The organism is Leifsonia sp. McL0627 (genome assembly GCF_058244615.1).
Genome location: NZ_JBZCGM010000002.1, coordinates 1055135 through 1069827 on the forward strand (window position 1 = coordinate 1055135; position 14693 = coordinate 1069827).

Annotated in this window: 16 protein-coding genes; 11 read left to right on the top strand and 5 right to left on the bottom strand. The window is 67.8% G+C overall.

All coding sequences use genetic code 11. The features are described 5' to 3' along the window. Positions 1 to 16: 16 nt before the first annotated feature. Complete coding sequence (locus AC37TH_RS05645) at positions 17 to 595, bottom strand: sugar-binding transcriptional regulator (protein WP_490763359.1); 579 nt, start codon at positions 593 to 595, stop codon at positions 17 to 19. On the opposite strand from AC37TH_RS05645, the gene AC37TH_RS05650 reads away from it, so the two are divergent. Beyond that, on the top strand, positions 582 to 968 hold the full coding sequence (locus AC37TH_RS05650) for a 3,4-dihydroxy-2-butanone-4-phosphate synthase (protein ID WP_490763360.1): 387 nt from the start codon (positions 582 to 584) through the stop codon (positions 966 to 968). The genes AC37TH_RS05645 and AC37TH_RS05650 overlap by 14 nt on opposite strands. Before the next feature lie 661 nt (positions 969 to 1629). Here the strand turns inward: AC37TH_RS05650 and AC37TH_RS05655 are convergent. Beyond that, on the bottom strand, positions 1630 to 2598 hold the full coding sequence (locus AC37TH_RS05655) for a helix-turn-helix transcriptional regulator (protein WP_490763361.1): 969 nt from the start codon (positions 2596 to 2598) through the stop codon (positions 1630 to 1632). 76 nt (positions 2599 to 2674) lie between these two features. On the opposite strand from AC37TH_RS05655, the gene AC37TH_RS05660 reads away from it, so the two are divergent. The 4 genes from AC37TH_RS05660 to AC37TH_RS05675 all read left to right on the top strand — a co-directional run bounded on the left by AC37TH_RS05660 (position 2675) and on the right by AC37TH_RS05675 (position 7926). Further along, a complete protein-coding gene (locus AC37TH_RS05660) occupies positions 2675 to 3046 on the top strand; it encodes a VOC family protein (protein WP_490763362.1) in 372 nt (123 codons plus the stop codon). Between the two features lie 200 nt (positions 3047 to 3246). After that, entirely contained in the window at positions 3247 to 4278 is a 1032-nt protein-coding gene (locus AC37TH_RS05665; protein ID WP_490763363.1) for a 3-oxoacyl-ACP synthase III, read from the top strand. Further along, on the top strand, positions 4268 to 6958 hold the full coding sequence (locus AC37TH_RS05670; protein WP_490763861.1) for an alpha/beta fold hydrolase: 2691 nt from the start codon (positions 4268 to 4270) through the stop codon (positions 6956 to 6958). Before AC37TH_RS05665 ends, AC37TH_RS05670 begins: the two co-directional genes overlap by 11 nt. Beyond that, positions 6955 to 7926 (top strand): NAD-dependent epimerase/dehydratase family protein, encoded by a 972-nt coding sequence (locus AC37TH_RS05675; protein WP_490763862.1) that lies wholly within the window; start codon positions 6955 to 6957, stop codon positions 7924 to 7926. The genes AC37TH_RS05670 and AC37TH_RS05675 overlap by 4 nt, the downstream gene beginning before the upstream one ends. Positions 7927 to 7947: 21 nt before the next feature. On the opposite strand, the gene AC37TH_RS05680 is transcribed toward AC37TH_RS05675, so the two are convergent. Continuing rightward, positions 7948 to 8358, bottom strand: a complete 411-nt coding sequence (locus AC37TH_RS05680; protein WP_490763364.1) for a (R)-mandelonitrile lyase — start codon at positions 8356 to 8358, stop codon at positions 7948 to 7950. Beyond that, positions 8355 to 9227 (bottom strand): helix-turn-helix transcriptional regulator, encoded by an 873-nt coding sequence (locus AC37TH_RS05685; RefSeq protein ID WP_490763365.1) that lies wholly within the window; start codon positions 9225 to 9227, stop codon positions 8355 to 8357. Before AC37TH_RS05685 ends, AC37TH_RS05680 begins: the two co-directional genes overlap by 4 nt. Positions 9228 to 9367: 140 nt before the next feature. On the opposite strand from AC37TH_RS05685, the gene AC37TH_RS05690 reads away from it, so the two are divergent. From AC37TH_RS05690 to AC37TH_RS05700, 3 genes are all read left to right on the top strand, one after another. Continuing rightward, the gene (locus tag AC37TH_RS05690; RefSeq protein WP_490763366.1) at positions 9368 to 9736 is read left to right on the top strand and encodes a carboxymuconolactone decarboxylase family protein; all 369 of its coding nucleotides are present in this window, start codon (positions 9368 to 9370) and stop codon (positions 9734 to 9736) included. A gap of 2 nt (positions 9737 to 9738) precedes the next feature. Beyond that, positions 9739 to 10596 carry an aldo/keto reductase gene (locus tag AC37TH_RS05695; protein WP_490763367.1) on the top strand — a complete coding sequence of 286 codons (858 nt, stop codon included), beginning with the start codon at positions 9739 to 9741 and terminating at the stop codon, positions 10594 to 10596. Positions 10597 to 10672: 76 nt separating this feature from the next. Next, entirely contained in the window at positions 10673 to 11566 is an 894-nt protein-coding gene (locus AC37TH_RS05700; protein WP_490763863.1) for a formylglycine-generating enzyme family protein, read from the top strand. A 63-nt stretch (positions 11567 to 11629) separates the two neighbouring features. Here AC37TH_RS05700 and AC37TH_RS05705 read toward each other — a convergent pair whose 3' ends face one another. After that, the gene (locus AC37TH_RS05705) at positions 11630 to 12100 is read right to left on the bottom strand and encodes a DUF2000 domain-containing protein (protein ID WP_490763368.1); all 471 of its coding nucleotides are present in this window, start codon (positions 12098 to 12100) and stop codon (positions 11630 to 11632) included. Between the two features lie 109 nt (positions 12101 to 12209). Between AC37TH_RS05705 and AC37TH_RS05710 the strand changes: the two genes are divergently transcribed. The 3 genes from AC37TH_RS05710 (at position 12210) to AC37TH_RS05720 (ending at position 14657) form a co-directional block, all read left to right on the top strand. Beyond that, positions 12210 to 12686, top strand: a complete 477-nt coding sequence (locus AC37TH_RS05710) for an Lrp/AsnC family transcriptional regulator (RefSeq protein ID WP_490763369.1) — start codon at positions 12210 to 12212, stop codon at positions 12684 to 12686. Between the two features lie 181 nt (positions 12687 to 12867). Further along, a complete protein-coding gene (locus tag AC37TH_RS05715) occupies positions 12868 to 13827 on the top strand; it encodes an ABC transporter permease (protein ID WP_490763370.1) in 960 nt (319 codons plus the stop codon). Beyond that, positions 13827 to 14657, top strand: a complete 831-nt coding sequence (locus AC37TH_RS05720) for an ABC transporter permease (RefSeq protein ID WP_490763371.1) — start codon at positions 13827 to 13829, stop codon at positions 14655 to 14657. Before AC37TH_RS05715 ends, AC37TH_RS05720 begins: the two co-directional genes overlap by 1 nt. Positions 14658 to 14693 lie beyond the last annotated feature (36 nt).

Genomic DNA, 14693 nt, shown 5'->3' on the forward strand with positions numbered 1-14693 from the left:
AGAGACGCACGCCTGGTCAGGCCACCGGGGATTGCAGTAGGTACTCGGCGGTCTCTTCGTCGGTCACAAGGACATTGACCCATCCACCACGCAGTGCGGCCAGGATTGCCTCGCGCTTTCGGGGACCGCCCGCGACCCCGACGCGTCGCGGCGTCGCCAACAGTTGCGTGGCAGAGATACCGATCACACGACCTTCGAGGTCGGAATCGACGAGGTTTCCGGCGGCGTCGAAGAACCGCAGGCACACACCGCCAACCGCCCCGCCAGCACGAAGCATCGCTTGATCTGCTTCCGATATCGCGTTACCGGAAGAGCGAAGCAGTTCTGAGGGTTGAAGGCTTCCGATGCCCACCAAGGCTGTTGTCAAAGAGTCCCAGAGCTTGGGGGCGTTACCCGTGTAGGCGTCGGTGAGCAACGCGTCGCGAACATGACCGGTGGCCACAATTCCGGGGAGCGGAAGATACACGACATGACTCCCCGTCACCTTCGCGAGCCCGTCCGCCAAATGCGTGGCTTGAGCTTGTGCGTTGGGGTTGCCCACTCCGCCAAGAATCTGCACCACTTCCGCTGCCATCCGGGTCGTGCGCGGCGTCATAGAGTTCACCACTGCGGTCAGCATCGACGCCACGACCGTGCATGGCGTGACCACGGGAATCTCAGCGTCCGACCGTGCGATCACGGCACGGTTGGGCGCGGACGGCACGGCTGACGATTTCAGTCGGCCAGGGCACCTTTTCCCCGTCGTGGCTCGCCCCGGAGGAGTGCTAGCCCGCCCGGGTCATACCGAAGCGGCGGTCGACCTCGTTCGACTCGCAGGGCTGCGGCCGGCGGCCCTCATCGTCGAAATCATCGGTGATGACGGCGAGATGGTTCGAGGGGCTCAGCTGGAAGTGTTCGCTGCAGAGCACGGGATACCGTTCTCGACGATTGAGCAGCTCAGGGTGTACCTCGAGATGCCGGCGTTGTAAGTTCTCAGTTCTTTACTCAGCTCGCTAGAAGCGCGAGCGTCGTATGCCTGTTTCCGCCATGTCGGTCACGACGGAGAGGCCAAATTCGGCGGAAGAAGACATCGCGCCGTCGGGCTCCTCTGTCCGGCGCTCCGTCTGCGCTCCTGGCCCGTTCGAGGCCCGGTGGGTGTGCGAAGAAGCGGGGCCAGCCATCGTGAGCGACGGTCCGTCGGCCTAGTCGGCAGCAGTGTGGGTTCCTGACGTCCGGTCCGCCCCGTCGATCTCCCGGGAGATAATCCACCGGTGGTGTCAGTGACCGGCTGGAAACAGCAGGATGCGTCAGCGTGGAATGTTACCGATGTCTTGAGACATCACAGCGACCACAGTGCTCAGGCGCTCGCTCTTGCGCACAATTTGCGCACACTCCAGTGAGGTCGTAGCGGTTCGAAGAGGGTCGAGGCAGGCCAAGAATCGTTGATTTTCCGAGGATTTGAGCGTGATCACCGCTGGCATGAGGGTCAGGATAGAGTTCGAATCCCACGCCCTCCGCCCTTTCAAATGGCCCGGCATCCCTTGGTTGCGACCTGATCAGGTCGCGGTCGCATCAGCTGAATCCGAGAACCCGGCCCGATATCAAGCCCGGCCTGTCGGGAAGCTCCGCGGTGGCGTTGCGTCCGCGCGCTCAGTGAGAGCTAGGCGCTCCGGCCCGGTCGAGGATGCGCTGCGCAAGCAGCCGGACCTCGTCTCCGAGCGCGGCTGGTCGAATGATGCGGAATGGTGAGTCGAGTTGGGCCAGGATTCCCGCGACCCAGCCGAGCTGCTCTGCCTCGAGCGTTACGAGCAGCCAGCCGTCCTGAGTCGCGGCCGCCATCTCGGCGACGGACGCCGGCAGTAGTCGCCGGACCGCCGTTTCGGTGGCGTGGACTTCGATGGCGACGGCGTGGCGCCGGGGCGCGGCCGCGAGCGACGATGTGAGCTCAGCCACGGGGTCGAGGTCTGCGGGGCGGGTGAAACGGCCAGAGCCGATCTCGATCTGTTCGATGCGGTCCAAGCGGAAGGTTCGGACCGAGTCGGAGGCGGAGTCCAGACCGACGAGGTACCACCGCCCGCGGTGCTCAACGACGCCGTACGGAAGCACCGTCCGTTCGCTGCGTGCACCGTTTCTCCGGTGTGCGATCAGCAGCGGACGTCCTTCGTTCGCAGCCAGGGTGGCGACGAGCACGGCGTCGACATCCAGCGCCGTCGCAACAGTGTTTCCCGATGTCGACTGCACGTCCCGGAGCCCGGCTAGCCGCGCGGCGACGCGCTGCGGTAGGACGCGGGTTAGCTTGGCAGTTGCCGTGTCCGCAGCGATGCGCGTGGCCGCCGACGGGCCGGTGCGGCCGATGAGGCCGAGCCCGATCACGACCGAGAACGCCTCCTCCTCGGTGAGCATCAGGGGCGGGAGGTGAGCACCGGGCCGCATGCGGAACCCGCCGTACCGCCCCCGGATCGACTCCACCGGCATGTCCAGGTCGAGGAGGTGTTCGATGTAGCGGCGCACGGTGCGTTCGTCGACGGAGAGCCGTTCGGCCAACTCTGCTGCGGTCCGGACCCCGCCCGCCTGCAGCAGCTCGATGAGCGCGAGGAGATGCGCAGTCGGTCGGGGCATGGGGTGACTTTCTCGATACCGGGCGGATTCTGCCCGGTATTGAGAATAGCGTCCTCATTGACAGGAAGGACCAGCAATGCACTTCGCATCAGCCCGTATCATCACCGACGACGTCGACCGGCTCGCCGCCTTCTATGAGGAGTTGCTCGGCGTGCCAGCCGACCGCCCGGCGCCGATCTTCGCCGTCTTCCGCGCGGCGACGGGCACCCTCGCCATCGGCGCGGCGGCCACCGTCCCCGTACCTGGATTCGCGGATCGAGCGGGGAGCGTGATCGTCGAGTTCCAGGTCGACTCGCCGGACGAGGTCGACCGGATCCACGAGGGCCTCCGTGAACGTGGCGTCACTGTCGCGCAGCCGCCGAGCACGATGCCGTGGGGCAACCGGTCGCTGCTCGTCGAAGACCCGGATGGCAACCTCGTCAACGTCTTTGCGCCGATAGCCCGCTGACGCTCGTGAACCACACCAAGGTGGAAGTGCGTGCGGCCGGACGTGATCAAAGGTCCACGGTAGGGCTTTAGGCAGCAGGCGATCCCGACGGGCACCTCATCGAGGTGGGACAGGCCGTGAGCCGGTAGCAGCCCGCCTTTCGTCCGGCCGCTGCTGCCGACGCCCCTTCCTTAGCCATCGTTCCGACGTATGGTTTGAAAATGACCTCTGTCGTCGGCAACGCAACCACCCGGTACAGCAACGCTTCGTTGCTGTCGGTTGCGACCACTCTCGCGAATCGCATAACCACCTCCGAGGAGATCGAACGTCACCTGCTGCCCGTACTGGAGCGGCTGAAGTTGCCGACGGGACTGCTTGAGCGCGTCGCGGGAGTTCGCGAGCGTCGCAACTGGGAAGAGGGTGTGACCTTCGACACGGCCGCGGTCGACGCGGGTCGACGCGCCCTCGACGAGGCGGGTGTCCGGCCCGACCAGGTAGGCCTCCTCGTTAATACGTCGATCACGCGTCCGCATCTCGAGCCGTCAGTGGCGGTGCGAATCCATCACGGGCTCGGGCTGCCGTCGTCTGCGATCAATTTCGACGTCACGAACGCGTGCCTGGGGTTCGTCAACGGCATGAACCTCGCCGCAGGCATGGTCGACTCTGGGCAGGTCGAATACGCGGTCGTGGTAGACGGCGAGGATGCCGACCAGGTGCAGCTCAACACGATTGAGCGACTGAAGCGCGCCGGTCTGGGGCGCGCGGAGTTCATGAGCGAGTTCGCGAGCCTCACGCTCGGGTCGGGAGCAGCGGCAGCGGTGATCGGCCGCAGCGACCGGAATTCCGACGGCCACCGCATGCTGGGCGGCGTCACCCGAGCCGCCACGCAGTTCAATGCCCTCTGCGTCGGCAGCGTCGACGGTATGTTCACCGATGGGAAGGCTCTCTTGAAGGGCGGCATGGACCTGGTGACCGTCGCCTGGCGAGAAGCCCGCAAGCACTGGAACTGGACGCAGATGGACCGCTACATCATGCACCAGGTCTCCAACGTGCACACCGACGCCATCGTGAAGGCGGTGAAGCTCGACCGATCGCGCATTCCACTCACGTACCCGACACTCGGCAACGTGGGGCCGGCCTCTATTCCGATCACCCTCGCGCAGGAAGCGCCGTCGCTGCGACGCGGTGATCGGGTGCTGCTCATGGGGGTGGGCTCGGGGCTGAACACCTCGATGCTTGAGATTGCCTGGTAGGGCGTGCGCATCGGAGCATCCTTCCCGCCGTCCGGCTTGCCCGGGCTGGCGAGCACGTTCTTCGCGCATCGTCACCGCGGCCGGCGCCGAGTGGCATCTGCTCGACACGGGCCCCGCGCTGGAGGCGGCGGGCATCACACCGACCGGTACTCTGCTCTGCGTTCACGGCAACCCCACGTGGTCGTACCTCTGGCGCCGACTCGTCGCCGAGGCAACGGCTGCCGCGGAGACGAATCGCGACGGCGCCGCCTGGAGGGTGATCGCGGTCGACCAGCTCGAGATGGGCTACTCCGAGCGCACCGGCCGCTTTCGCCGGCTCGCTGACCGGGTCGCCGATCTCGCCGCCCTCACGGAAGAGCTGGACCTGGCGGGACCGATTGTCACCGTCGGGCACGACTGGGGCGGGCCGGTGAGCCTCGGGTGGGCGATCGACCACCCGCAACTCCTAGCCGGGGTCGTGCTCCTCAACACGGCGGTGCATCAACCGGACGGTCGATCGATTCCCGCTCCGCTCCGGGCAACGCTTGCACCGGGCGTGCTCTCCTGGGCGACGTCGGGCACGCCGTCTTTCCTCGAGACGACGCTTTCGCTCGCCCGGCCGCGGCTGGAACGGGGAGTCCGCGACGCCTTCCGCTCCCCGTACGCGACGCGCGTGCAGCGGCGCGGCATCCGAGACTTCGTCGCTGACATCCCTGTCGACGAGTCTCACCCGAGTTTCACCGAACTCGACCGCATAGCCGAAGGCGTCTCCGCCCTCAGCGTCCCGGCACTCTTCATCTGGGGTCCGCGGGATCCGGTATTCGGCGAGGTGTACCTGCGCGATCTGCTCCAGCGGATGCCGCAGGCCGACGTTCATCGCTTCGAAAGCGCCGGGCACCTTGTCGCCGAAGACGTCGAGTACGCGCCCATCGTGCTCGACTGGTTGACCGAAACGATTGTGCAGCCCACCGCGAACACCGGAGCCGACGCTGAAGCATGGTCGAGTGAGCCACTATGGGGGCCGATCGAACGCAACGCTGGTAGCGCTGAACCGGTCCTGATCGACATGGGGGCGGGTCCGAACGGTGGAACGCGTGTCATCCCCTGGTCGCAGCTGTCCAGACGGGTCGACGAACTGGCGCACGGCCTCGTCGCCGCCGGCGTGCGCCCCGGCGATCGGGTGAGTCTGCTCGTGCCGCCGTCGGCCGATCTCACGGCCGTGCTCTACGCCGCGGTTCGTATCGGCGCGGTCGTCGTCGTCGCAGACGCCGGTCTCGGGGTCCGCGGACTCGGTCGGGCCATCCGCGGCAGCCACCCCTCCGTGATCGTCGGCGCACTCCCAGGCCTCGTCGCCGCCCGCGCACTCGGCTGGCCAGGCCGCCGAATCTCGGTCTCCACCTTGTCGCCAGCGCTGGCGCGCGCTCTCAAAGTGGAACACTCGCTCGGCGACCTGCTCCGGCTCGGGCGGGCGAGCATCCGCGCCGCACCCGATGGCGCGCCGCTCGCCACACCTGCGCCCACCGATCTCGCGGCCGTCCTTTTCACCTCGGGCTCGACCGGTCCGGCGAAGGGGGTGCGGTACACGCAGGCGCAGCTCAGCGCCCTGCGCGATGCGCTCGCCGGCCACTACGACCTCGGCCCCAGCACGGGAATCGTCGCCGGGTTCGCGCCCTTCGCGCTGCTCGGGCCTGCTCTCGGCGCCCGGTCCGTGATCCCGGTCGGTGACGTCACCGCGCCACGCACTCTCACCGCGAGTGCCGTCGCAGACGCCGCGGGAGGCGCCGACGCGACGGTGCTCTTCCTCTCGCCCGCCGCGCTCGCGAACGTGGTGGCGACCGCCGACGACCTTGACGCAACCCAGCGCGAGGCGCTCGACCGCATCCGGATCGTGCTCTCGGCGGGGGCGCCCGTTCCCGCCCGACTGCTCGAACGCATCGTCCAATTGATGCCCAACGCCACCGCCCACACGCCCTATGGCATGACCGAAGGGCTGCTGATGACCGACATCACGCTCGAGGGCATCCGTGCCGCGTCAGAGGTCGGCGCGTCAGCGGTCGGCGCGTCAGAGGTCGGCGCGACGGATGCCGGCGGCGTCTGCGTCGGCGCGCCCGTCGAAGGCGTCGCGGTGCACGTCAGCCCGTTCGACGCAGACGGCCGCCCGATGGGCAAACTCACCACCGAGCCCGGCGTCACCGGCGAGATCGTCGTCGAGGCCCCGCACTTGCGCGACGGATACGACCGGCTCTGGTCGGTCGACCGTATCGCGAAGACGTTCAGTGTGCTCGGCGCGCGCCGGCACAGCACCGGCGATGTCGGCCACCTCGACGCCGAAGGTCGTCTCTGGGTCGAGGGACGGCTGCAGCACGTCGTGGTAACCGCCGACGGCGTCGTCACCCCGGTGGGCATCGAGCAGCGCATCGAAGGCGTCAGCGGCGTGCGTCGCGCCGCCCTTGTCGGCGTCGGTCCGCGCGGCACGCAGGTGCTCGTGGCCGTGGTCGAACTCGACGGGCCGAGCCGGTCGGGTCTCGCCGATGCGCCGCTCGCGCTCGCCGTCCGAGGGGCGTCTCCGCGGCCGCTCGCGGCGGTTCTCACGCTGCCGACACTGCCGACCGACATCCGTCACAACTCCAAGATCGACCGCACGGCACTTGCGACCTGGGCTGACGCTGTGCTGCGAGGCGAACGGACGTGCCGGCCGTGAGAGTGCTCGTCACGGGAGCGAGCGGGTACCTCGGCGGTGCCGTCGCGTCGGCCCTCGTGGGCGAGGGCCACGACGTGCGCACGTTCCAGCGGCGGCCGTCGGGCGTCGCGGGCGCGGTCGACGAGCTGGGCGACATGACGGATGACCGGCGCGTGCGCTCTGCGGTCCGGGGAGCCGACGCCATCGTGCACCTCGCCGCGAAAGTGTCGCTCGCCGGCGCCGCTGCGGACTTCGAGCGCATCAACGTCGGCGGCACACGAACGTTGCTCGCCGAAGCGCGGGCCGCAGGCGTGCGGCGCTTCGTGCACGTCTCGACTCCGTCGGTCGCGCACGTCGGTGCGTCGCTGATCGGCGACTCCGCACGACCTGCCGACCCCGCCAACGCGAGGGGAGAGTACGCGCGCACGAAAGCCGCGGCGGAACTCCTCGCGCTTGCCTCCGATGCGGCAGGCTTCGCGGTCGTGGTCGTGCGGCCGCACCTCGTTTGGGGGCCGGGCGATCCGCAGCTCGTCGGTCGCATCGTGGAACGCGCCCGACAGCGACGCCTCCCGATCATCGGCAGCGGCGCCGCGCTCATCGACACGACATTCCTCGACAACGCGGTCTCGGCGATCGTCGCTGCGCTCGACCGGGCAGAGGCGGTCCACGGTCGCTCCTACGTGGTCACGAACGGCGAGCCGCGCCCGGTCGCCGAGCTGCTCGCAAGCATCTGCATCGCGTGCGGTGCCCCGGTTCCGTCGTGGCGGGTGCCGCCAGCGCTCGCCCGCGCCGGTGGAGGAGCCGTAGAAGCCCTGTGGCGGATCCGGCCGGGCCGCGACGAGCCGCCGATGACCCGGTTCCTCGCGGAACAGCTCTCGACTGCGCACTGGTTCGACCAGCGCCGCACTCGCCAAGACCTCCACTGGTCGCCGGCCTTGACGATCGACGACGGCATCGCGCTGCTTGCCGCGTGGTCGGCCGCCGATTAGCCCAGAGGATCGGGCAGGGGGTCAGCCCCGAGCGGTGCCGTTGTAGTCGTCGTCGGTGATGTGCTCGAGCCAGGTGGTGGTGTCGGAGGGGGCGTCGGCGTTCTCGAGCATCGCGATGTGTTCCATGAAGCAGCCGGGCGCTGCGGCGTGCCAGTGCTCCTGGCCAGGCGGGGTGTACAGCGTCTCGCCGGGGTGGACTTCGATGATCTGCCCATCGCGGGTGCCGAACCGGCCGACGCCCTGCGTGACGCGCAGGTATTGGCCGCGGGCGTGGGAGTGCCAGGCGGTGCGGGCACCGGGCGCGAACCGCACGGTGGAGACGATCATCCGCTGGTCGTCCTCGTGGGGGAGGGCGATGGGGTCGAGCCAGACGTCGCCGGCGAATTGCTCGGCCGGGTTCTTGGTGGTGGGGGTGCGGGGTTCGATGTTCATGCGTCTTCCTTCTGCGATACGGGAGTATGTTCGGTGGCCGCCCAGGACGCCAGGAGGCGCAGCCCGTCTTCCGATGGCGTGCCAGGGTCGGCGCTGTAGGCGGTGAAGGTGAGGCCGGGGGCGTTGGGGATGGCGAGCGCGTCGAAGGCGAGGCGGAGGTCGCCGACGGCGGGATGGTGAAAGTCCTTGTGCCCTTCGCGGTGCAGGCGCACGTCGTGGCGCGCCCAACGCGCGCGAAATTCGTCGGATCGGGTCGAGAGCTCGCCGACCAGGTCTGTGAGGTCCCTGTTGAACGGGTCGCGTCCCGCTTCGGTGCGGAGGATCGCGACGGCGGTGTCGGCGGCGTTGTCCCAATCCGGGTAGAGGTTGTGCGAGCGCGGGTCGAAGAAGGCGAAGCGAGCGAGGTTCACCGTCTGGGAGCCGCTCGCGAAGGCGTCAGAGTAAAGCGCGCGACCCAGTTCGTTGATGGTGAGGATGTCCAGTCGGCCGTTGCGGACGAACGCGGGCACCCCGACCATCGAGTCGAGCAGCCGCTGGATGCTCGGGGAGACGGTGAGCGCCGGTTTGCGGCGCGGCCGGGACGATGGCGCCGCGGCGCGGGCGAGGTCGTACAGATGCTCAGTCTCGGCTTCGCTGAGCTGCAGTGCGCGCCCCAGTGAGTCCAGCACGGTGTCGGAGACACCGCCGAGTGCGCCGCGTTCGAGTTTCGTGTAGTACTCGACGGAGACGCCCGCGAGCAGAGCGACTTCCTCACGACGGAGTCCAGGCACGCGGCGGGTGCCGCCGAAGTTCGGCAGGCCGGCGTTTTCCGGGGTGAGCTTCGCCCGCCGGGTGGCGAGGAACTCACGAATCTCGCTGCGGTTATCCATGCCGACCACGCTACGTCTCCGCCGGGATCGCCGGGAGTCTCTGTCAGTACCCGTATCGACAGGGACTCCCACCCGCGCACGGGGAGGCGTTCACTGGATGCATGACCGATCCCGCGTCCACCCCGCTGAAAGGAACACTCATGACCGACGAGACCACCGGCTGGACTGGCGGGCAGCGCGCCTTCGGGGACTTCGCCCCCGGGCTCGTGCATTACACCGACCGGGTGCTGTTCGACGAGGTGTGGGAGCGGCCACAGCTGTCCAAGCGCGACCGCAGCCTCGTAACCGTCGCCGCGCTGCTGACCGCCGGAACTGTCGAGCAGCTGAACTTCCACCTCGCGTTCGCGAAGCAGAACGGCGCGACCCAGGAGGAGCTGGTCGAGGCGATCACGCACCTCGCGTTCTACGCCGGCTGGCCCAAGGCCATGTCCGCGATGACCGTGGCGAAGAACGTCTTCGCCATGGACGACAGTATCGACCACGACAGCACCAACGAGCAGGAGAAGTGAACATGACAATCCTCGACGAGACCTACACCCTCTCCAATGGTGTTCAGATCCCCAAGCTGGGATTCGGCACCTGGTTCATCGACGACGACCGGGCCGCGCGGGCGGTCGGGGAGGCGATCGGGGCCGGCTACCGCAACATCGACACCGCCCAGGCGTACGGCAACGAGCGCGGCGTCGGCGAGGGCGTTCGCACCAGTGGCGTTGCCCGCGATGACCTGTTCGTGTCGACCAAGCTCGCCGCCGAGATCAAGGACTACGACGGCGCCGTCGCGGCCATCGACCGTTCCCTGCACACTCTCGGGCTCGACTACATCGACCTGATGCTCATCCACAGCCCCCAGCCGTGGAACGACTTCCGTGGCGGCGACTACTCCGAGGGCAACCGTGCCGCTTGGAGAGCGCTCGAGGAGGCCTACCAGGCCGGGAAGCTGCGCGCGATCGGCGTCTCCAACTTCCAGAACGAGGACGTCGACAGCATCCTTGCCGAGGCGACCGTCGCCCCTCACGCCAACCAGCTCCTCGTGCACGTCGGCAACACCCCTGATGAACTACTCGCCTACTCCGCCGAGCACAACATTCTCGTGCAGGCGTACTCGCCGTTCGGACACGGCGCGATCCTGCAGAACGAAGAGTTGACGGGGATGGCGGACCGCTACGGCGTCGCCGTGCCGCGGCTCGCGCTGCGGTACACCATCCAGCTGGGCACGGTCCCGCTCCCCAAGACCGAGAATCCGGAGCACATGCGCAGCAACGCCGACCTCGACTTCGTCATCTCGGACGAGGACATAGCAAAGTTGCGCGGGCTGCACATCCGCGACTACGGCGACGACTCCGTCTTCCCTGTCTACAGCGGCAAGTAGTAAAACCGCGGATCGCGGCACGGGCGAAGCCTCTCCACCACGTTATGGTGGGGGCGTGCAGCCGGATTCGCGAGACATGGTGTTCCTCAGCGGTGGTTCGTTCGCGATGGGGTCTGACGACTTCTATCCAGACGAGCGACCGGTTCACGAGCGTGAGGTGGCTGACTTCTGGATCGACCGTTTCGAGGTCACCAATGCGCTCTTCGCTGATTTCGTCGAGGACACCGCATACGTCACCGTCGCCGAGCGAGACCTCGACCCCGCCGCGTTCCCTGGCGCTGATCCCGCCGATCTCGTTCCCGGAGCGATGGTGTTCGCGCCGACGGCAGGCCCGGTCGATCTGACCGACTGGCGCAACTGGTGGACCTGGAAGCCGGGAGCGTTCTGGCGCAAGCCTTTCGGTCCGCACTCGTCGATCGAGGACCGGATGAACCATCCGGTGGTCCAGGTCGCGTACGAAGACGCGGTCGCATACGCGGCGTGGGCCGGACTGCGGTTGCCGACGGAGGCCGAGCATGAGTTCGCCGCCCGCGGTGGGATCGAGGGTGCCAGGTTCGCCTGGGGCGACGACATCTATCCGGGCGGGGTCGCCCAAGCGAACTCCTGGCTCGGCCGGTTCCCGTATGACAACCAGGGCGTCGGCGGGACGGCTCCGGTGGGTTCGTACACCGCGAACGGTTTCGGGCTCTACGACCTGATCGGCAACGTCTGGGAGTGGACGAGCGACTACTACACGCCGCGCCATCTGCGCCTGTCGGACAAACCAGTGGATGCCGGCAAGCGCGCGAATCTGCTTGCCACGGCCAGCGCCCAGCCGGAGTTCCCCGCCATCGCGCGGCGCGTGCTCAAGGGCGGATCGCACCTGTGCTCGCCGGACTACTGCCTGCGCTTCCGCCCGGCCGCCCGCTCGCCGCAAGCCGAGGACACCGGCATGTCGCACATCGGGTTCCGCTGCGTCAGGGACGCCTGAGCTGAGACTCAGAGCGCTTTCGGGAACACCCGAGACTAGTCGTCCCGAACCGTCGCGCACCTTTCACGGCCACAGGCTCAAACCGCCGACGATGCGGTCGACTGACGCACGGGGTCCGACCAGGCTCACCGCGGCGTACTCGATCGTGCTGCCGGGCTGGCCGGCGAGCACCGTGAGGTACTCGTCGTAGACGCGGGTCTCCTGCGCCACCCGTGGCATGTCGACCACGAGCACGTCGTCACGCCGATCGGCCTTGTCCCGCAGCCGTCGCAACTTCTCGGGGTCCGCGGACAGGATCGTGCATCCTGCCCACGGCAGACCGGCGTGAGGCGACCGGTCGGCATCGAGGCCGCCACCGGCGAGGATCCCGGAGACGACCGGCGAGGTCGCGGCAGCCACGCACGCCGCCGCGTTCGCGATCCGGCCACTCGGCAAGGTGCTGTCGACGACGATGACCCACTTCAATCGCGCCGACCGGGTGGGCTCGCTCGTCCGGACCTCGTCCGCAGTGAACCCGTCGAAGTGCTCATTCATGCGCTAATAGACTCCTATTGTCGTACTTATGCCGATGTAGAAGCATGACTCTAGCTGTTTCTACACACTCTCTGTCCAAGTCCGAATTTAGTTCGGATACCATTGCCGCATGGCTGAGCTGGACGAACTTGATACGGCGATACTCCGCGAACTTCAGTACGATGCACGACGCACCAACCGCGATGTTGCGGCGGCGGTCGGCGTCGCACCCACGACGGCGCTGGAGCGGACGCGGGGGCTGCGCGAACGCGGCATCATCACCGGGGCTCGCCTGGAGGTGGATCTCGCCAAGATCGGAAGGCCCGTTCAGGCTCTCGTCGCCGTCCGAGTGCGCCCGCCGACACGGGCCAACATCGAAGGCTTCCGCGAGTGGGCGGCCGGCCTGCCCGAGGTGCTCGGGGTCTTCGTCACCAGTGGCAGCGAGGACTTCCTCCTTCATGTCGCTGTTCCCGACAACGATCACCTCTACGCGTTCGTCATCGACCGGCTGACAGAGAAGCCGGAGGTCGCCGATGTGCGCACCTCGGTGGTGTACGAACACCTCCGCTCCACCAACCTCGTGTCCGGTCTCACCGCTGCCGGCTGAATGCCCGCATCCGGCTGTCGACGACGGGACGCAACCAGGCCCGGACGCGGTTGCGAAATGCGAAAGCATGTAACGGGAACGCCACTGATCTCGAAGCGGCCTGACGTATCCGGCAGGTGAACGGGGCACCAACAATGGATCAACCCCGACCAACCGCGAAGACGCCACGAGGAGGACCGCCGTGTCGACCGACACCATCGTCCGCGCAGACCCGGACACCGCCGCACCGCCTGCGGCTTCCGGCTCCGGCACCAGAAGAGGTGCGCTCCGCGCTCGCGCACCACGCGGTTCCGGCCGCCGCACCGCTACCGGCCTCGTCCTGCTCGCCCCGGCGATCATCGCCGTCCTCGGGCTCGCGATCATCCCGATCGTCATCGTCGCCCGCAACTCGTTCGCCGAGAGCAACGTCTACGGCGGCATCACCGGCGGCTTCACCTTCGACAACTACGCGCAGCTTTTCGACCCGTCGTACGGCAAAGTGCTCGGCTACAGCCTCGGGATGGCCGCGATCAACACGGTCGTCTGCCTGGTCGTCGGCTACATCGTCTCGTACTACATCGTGTCTCGGCCGCCGCAGCGGCAGTCGCTCCTGCTGCTGCTGATCATCGTCCCGTTCTGGACAGACTTCCTGGTCAGAACCTTCGCGTGGATCTCCGTCCTCGGCCGCGGCGGCCCGGTCTACGGCCTGCTGAGCGCACTGGGTGTCGACACGGCCGACCTGTCGCTCATCCCGAGCCAGGGAGCCGTGCTCATGGGGCTGCTGTACGCCTTCCTCCCGACCGCGATCTTCCCGATCTATGCCAGCATGCGAGCGATCGACCCCTCGGTGAAGGAGGCGGCGGCGGACCTCGGCTGCGGCTGGTGGCAGACCCACTTCCGCGTGCTGATCCCGCTCAGCGGGGTCGGGATCGTCGCCGCCGCGATGCTCACCTTCGTGCCGACGCTGGGTGTGTTCGTGATCCCGGTGCTCCTCGGCGGCGGGAAGGACCAGCTGGTCGGCAACCTGATCGTCACGCTGTACACCGAGTTCCGCAACCAGCCGATGGGCGCAGCCGTCTCGATGGCGCTGCTCGCGCTGATGCTGGTCGCCATGGCGGTGGCCGGCCTCATCGCCCGCCGCGGACGGAAGAAGGTCGCCTGATGGACCGCGTCACCTCGTGGATCGCCCGCATCGTGCTGGTGTTCCTCTACATCCCGATCGTCGCCGTCATCGTCTACTCGTTCAATTCGGCGTCGGGCGGCTACCAGTGGAAGGGCTTCACCGTGCAGTGGTACGGCCAGCTCTTCGGTGACAGCGCGCTGCTGCAGACGCTGCTGATCAGCGTGATCGTCGGCGTGCTCGCCGCCTCGGTCGCGACCGTGATCGGCCTGCTCGCGGCCATCGGTATCACGCGCTTCCCGTTCAAGGGCTCGGCCGCGATCCTCGGCGCTATCGCGCTTCCGCTGATCGTTCCCGAGATCGTGCTCGGGGTCGCGCTGCTCAGCGTGTTCAGCTTCCTCCACATCCCGCTCGGCATCCTCACCCTCGTCCTCGGGCACATGATCATCACGCTCCCGCTGACGACCCTCATCCTGATCGGTGCTTTCCGCACCCTCGACCCGAGCCTCATCGAAGCCGCGGCCGACCTGGGCTGCACGCCATGGCGCACCTTCACCCGCGTGCTGTTCCCGCTGATGCGGTCGTCGATCCTCGCCTCGTGGCTCCTCGCCTTCACCGTCTCGCTCGGCAACATCGTGATCTCGACCTTCGTCAGCGGGGTCGGCTCCACCACGATGCCGCTGCGCGTGTACTCGCTGCTGAAATCCGGTCTCACCCCGGAGCTCAACGCACTCGGGACGCTGCTGATCGTCCTGACCTTCGTCGTCGTCCTCTCCGTCGGCATCCAACAGATGCGCCGGATCCTCGCGAGCCCATCCGGCGCCGCGGCTGCACCGCCTGACACCAGCACCACCTCCATTCGCACCCGCTAGATCCACCCCACCCATCACCCCCATGAACGGGAGAAG

What these genes read in the sequence shown, in the direction of transcription:
- AC37TH_RS05645 (WP_490763359.1), bottom strand. Translation starts at nt 595, where the DNA reads ATGACGCCGCGCACGACCCGGATGGCAGCGGAAGTGGTGCAGATTCTT.
- AC37TH_RS05655 (WP_490763361.1), bottom strand. Translation starts at nt 2,598, where the DNA reads ATGCCCCGACCGACTGCGCATCTCCTCGCGCTCATCGAGCTGCTGCAG.
- AC37TH_RS05660 (WP_490763362.1), top strand. Translation starts at nt 2,675, where the DNA reads ATGCACTTCGCATCAGCCCGTATCATCACCGACGACGTCGACCGGCTC.
- AC37TH_RS05665 (WP_490763363.1), top strand. Translation starts at nt 3,247, where the DNA reads ATGACCTCTGTCGTCGGCAACGCAACCACCCGGTACAGCAACGCTTCG.
- AC37TH_RS05680 (WP_490763364.1), bottom strand. Translation starts at nt 8,358, where the DNA reads ATGAACATCGAACCCCGCACCCCCACCACCAAGAACCCGGCCGAGCAA.
- AC37TH_RS05685 (WP_490763365.1), bottom strand. Translation starts at nt 9,227, where the DNA reads ATGGATAACCGCAGCGAGATTCGTGAGTTCCTCGCCACCCGGCGGGCG.
- AC37TH_RS05690 (WP_490763366.1), top strand. Translation starts at nt 9,368, where the DNA reads ATGACCGACGAGACCACCGGCTGGACTGGCGGGCAGCGCGCCTTCGGG.
- AC37TH_RS05695 (WP_490763367.1), top strand. Translation starts at nt 9,739, where the DNA reads ATGACAATCCTCGACGAGACCTACACCCTCTCCAATGGTGTTCAGATC.
- AC37TH_RS05700 (WP_490763863.1), top strand. Translation starts at nt 10,673, where the DNA reads ATGGTGTTCCTCAGCGGTGGTTCGTTCGCGATGGGGTCTGACGACTTC.
- AC37TH_RS05705 (WP_490763368.1), bottom strand. Translation starts at nt 12,100, where the DNA reads ATGAATGAGCACTTCGACGGGTTCACTGCGGACGAGGTCCGGACGAGC.
- AC37TH_RS05710 (WP_490763369.1), top strand. Translation starts at nt 12,210, where the DNA reads ATGGCTGAGCTGGACGAACTTGATACGGCGATACTCCGCGAACTTCAG.
- AC37TH_RS05720 (WP_490763371.1), top strand. Translation starts at nt 13,827, where the DNA reads ATGGACCGCGTCACCTCGTGGATCGCCCGCATCGTGCTGGTGTTCCTC.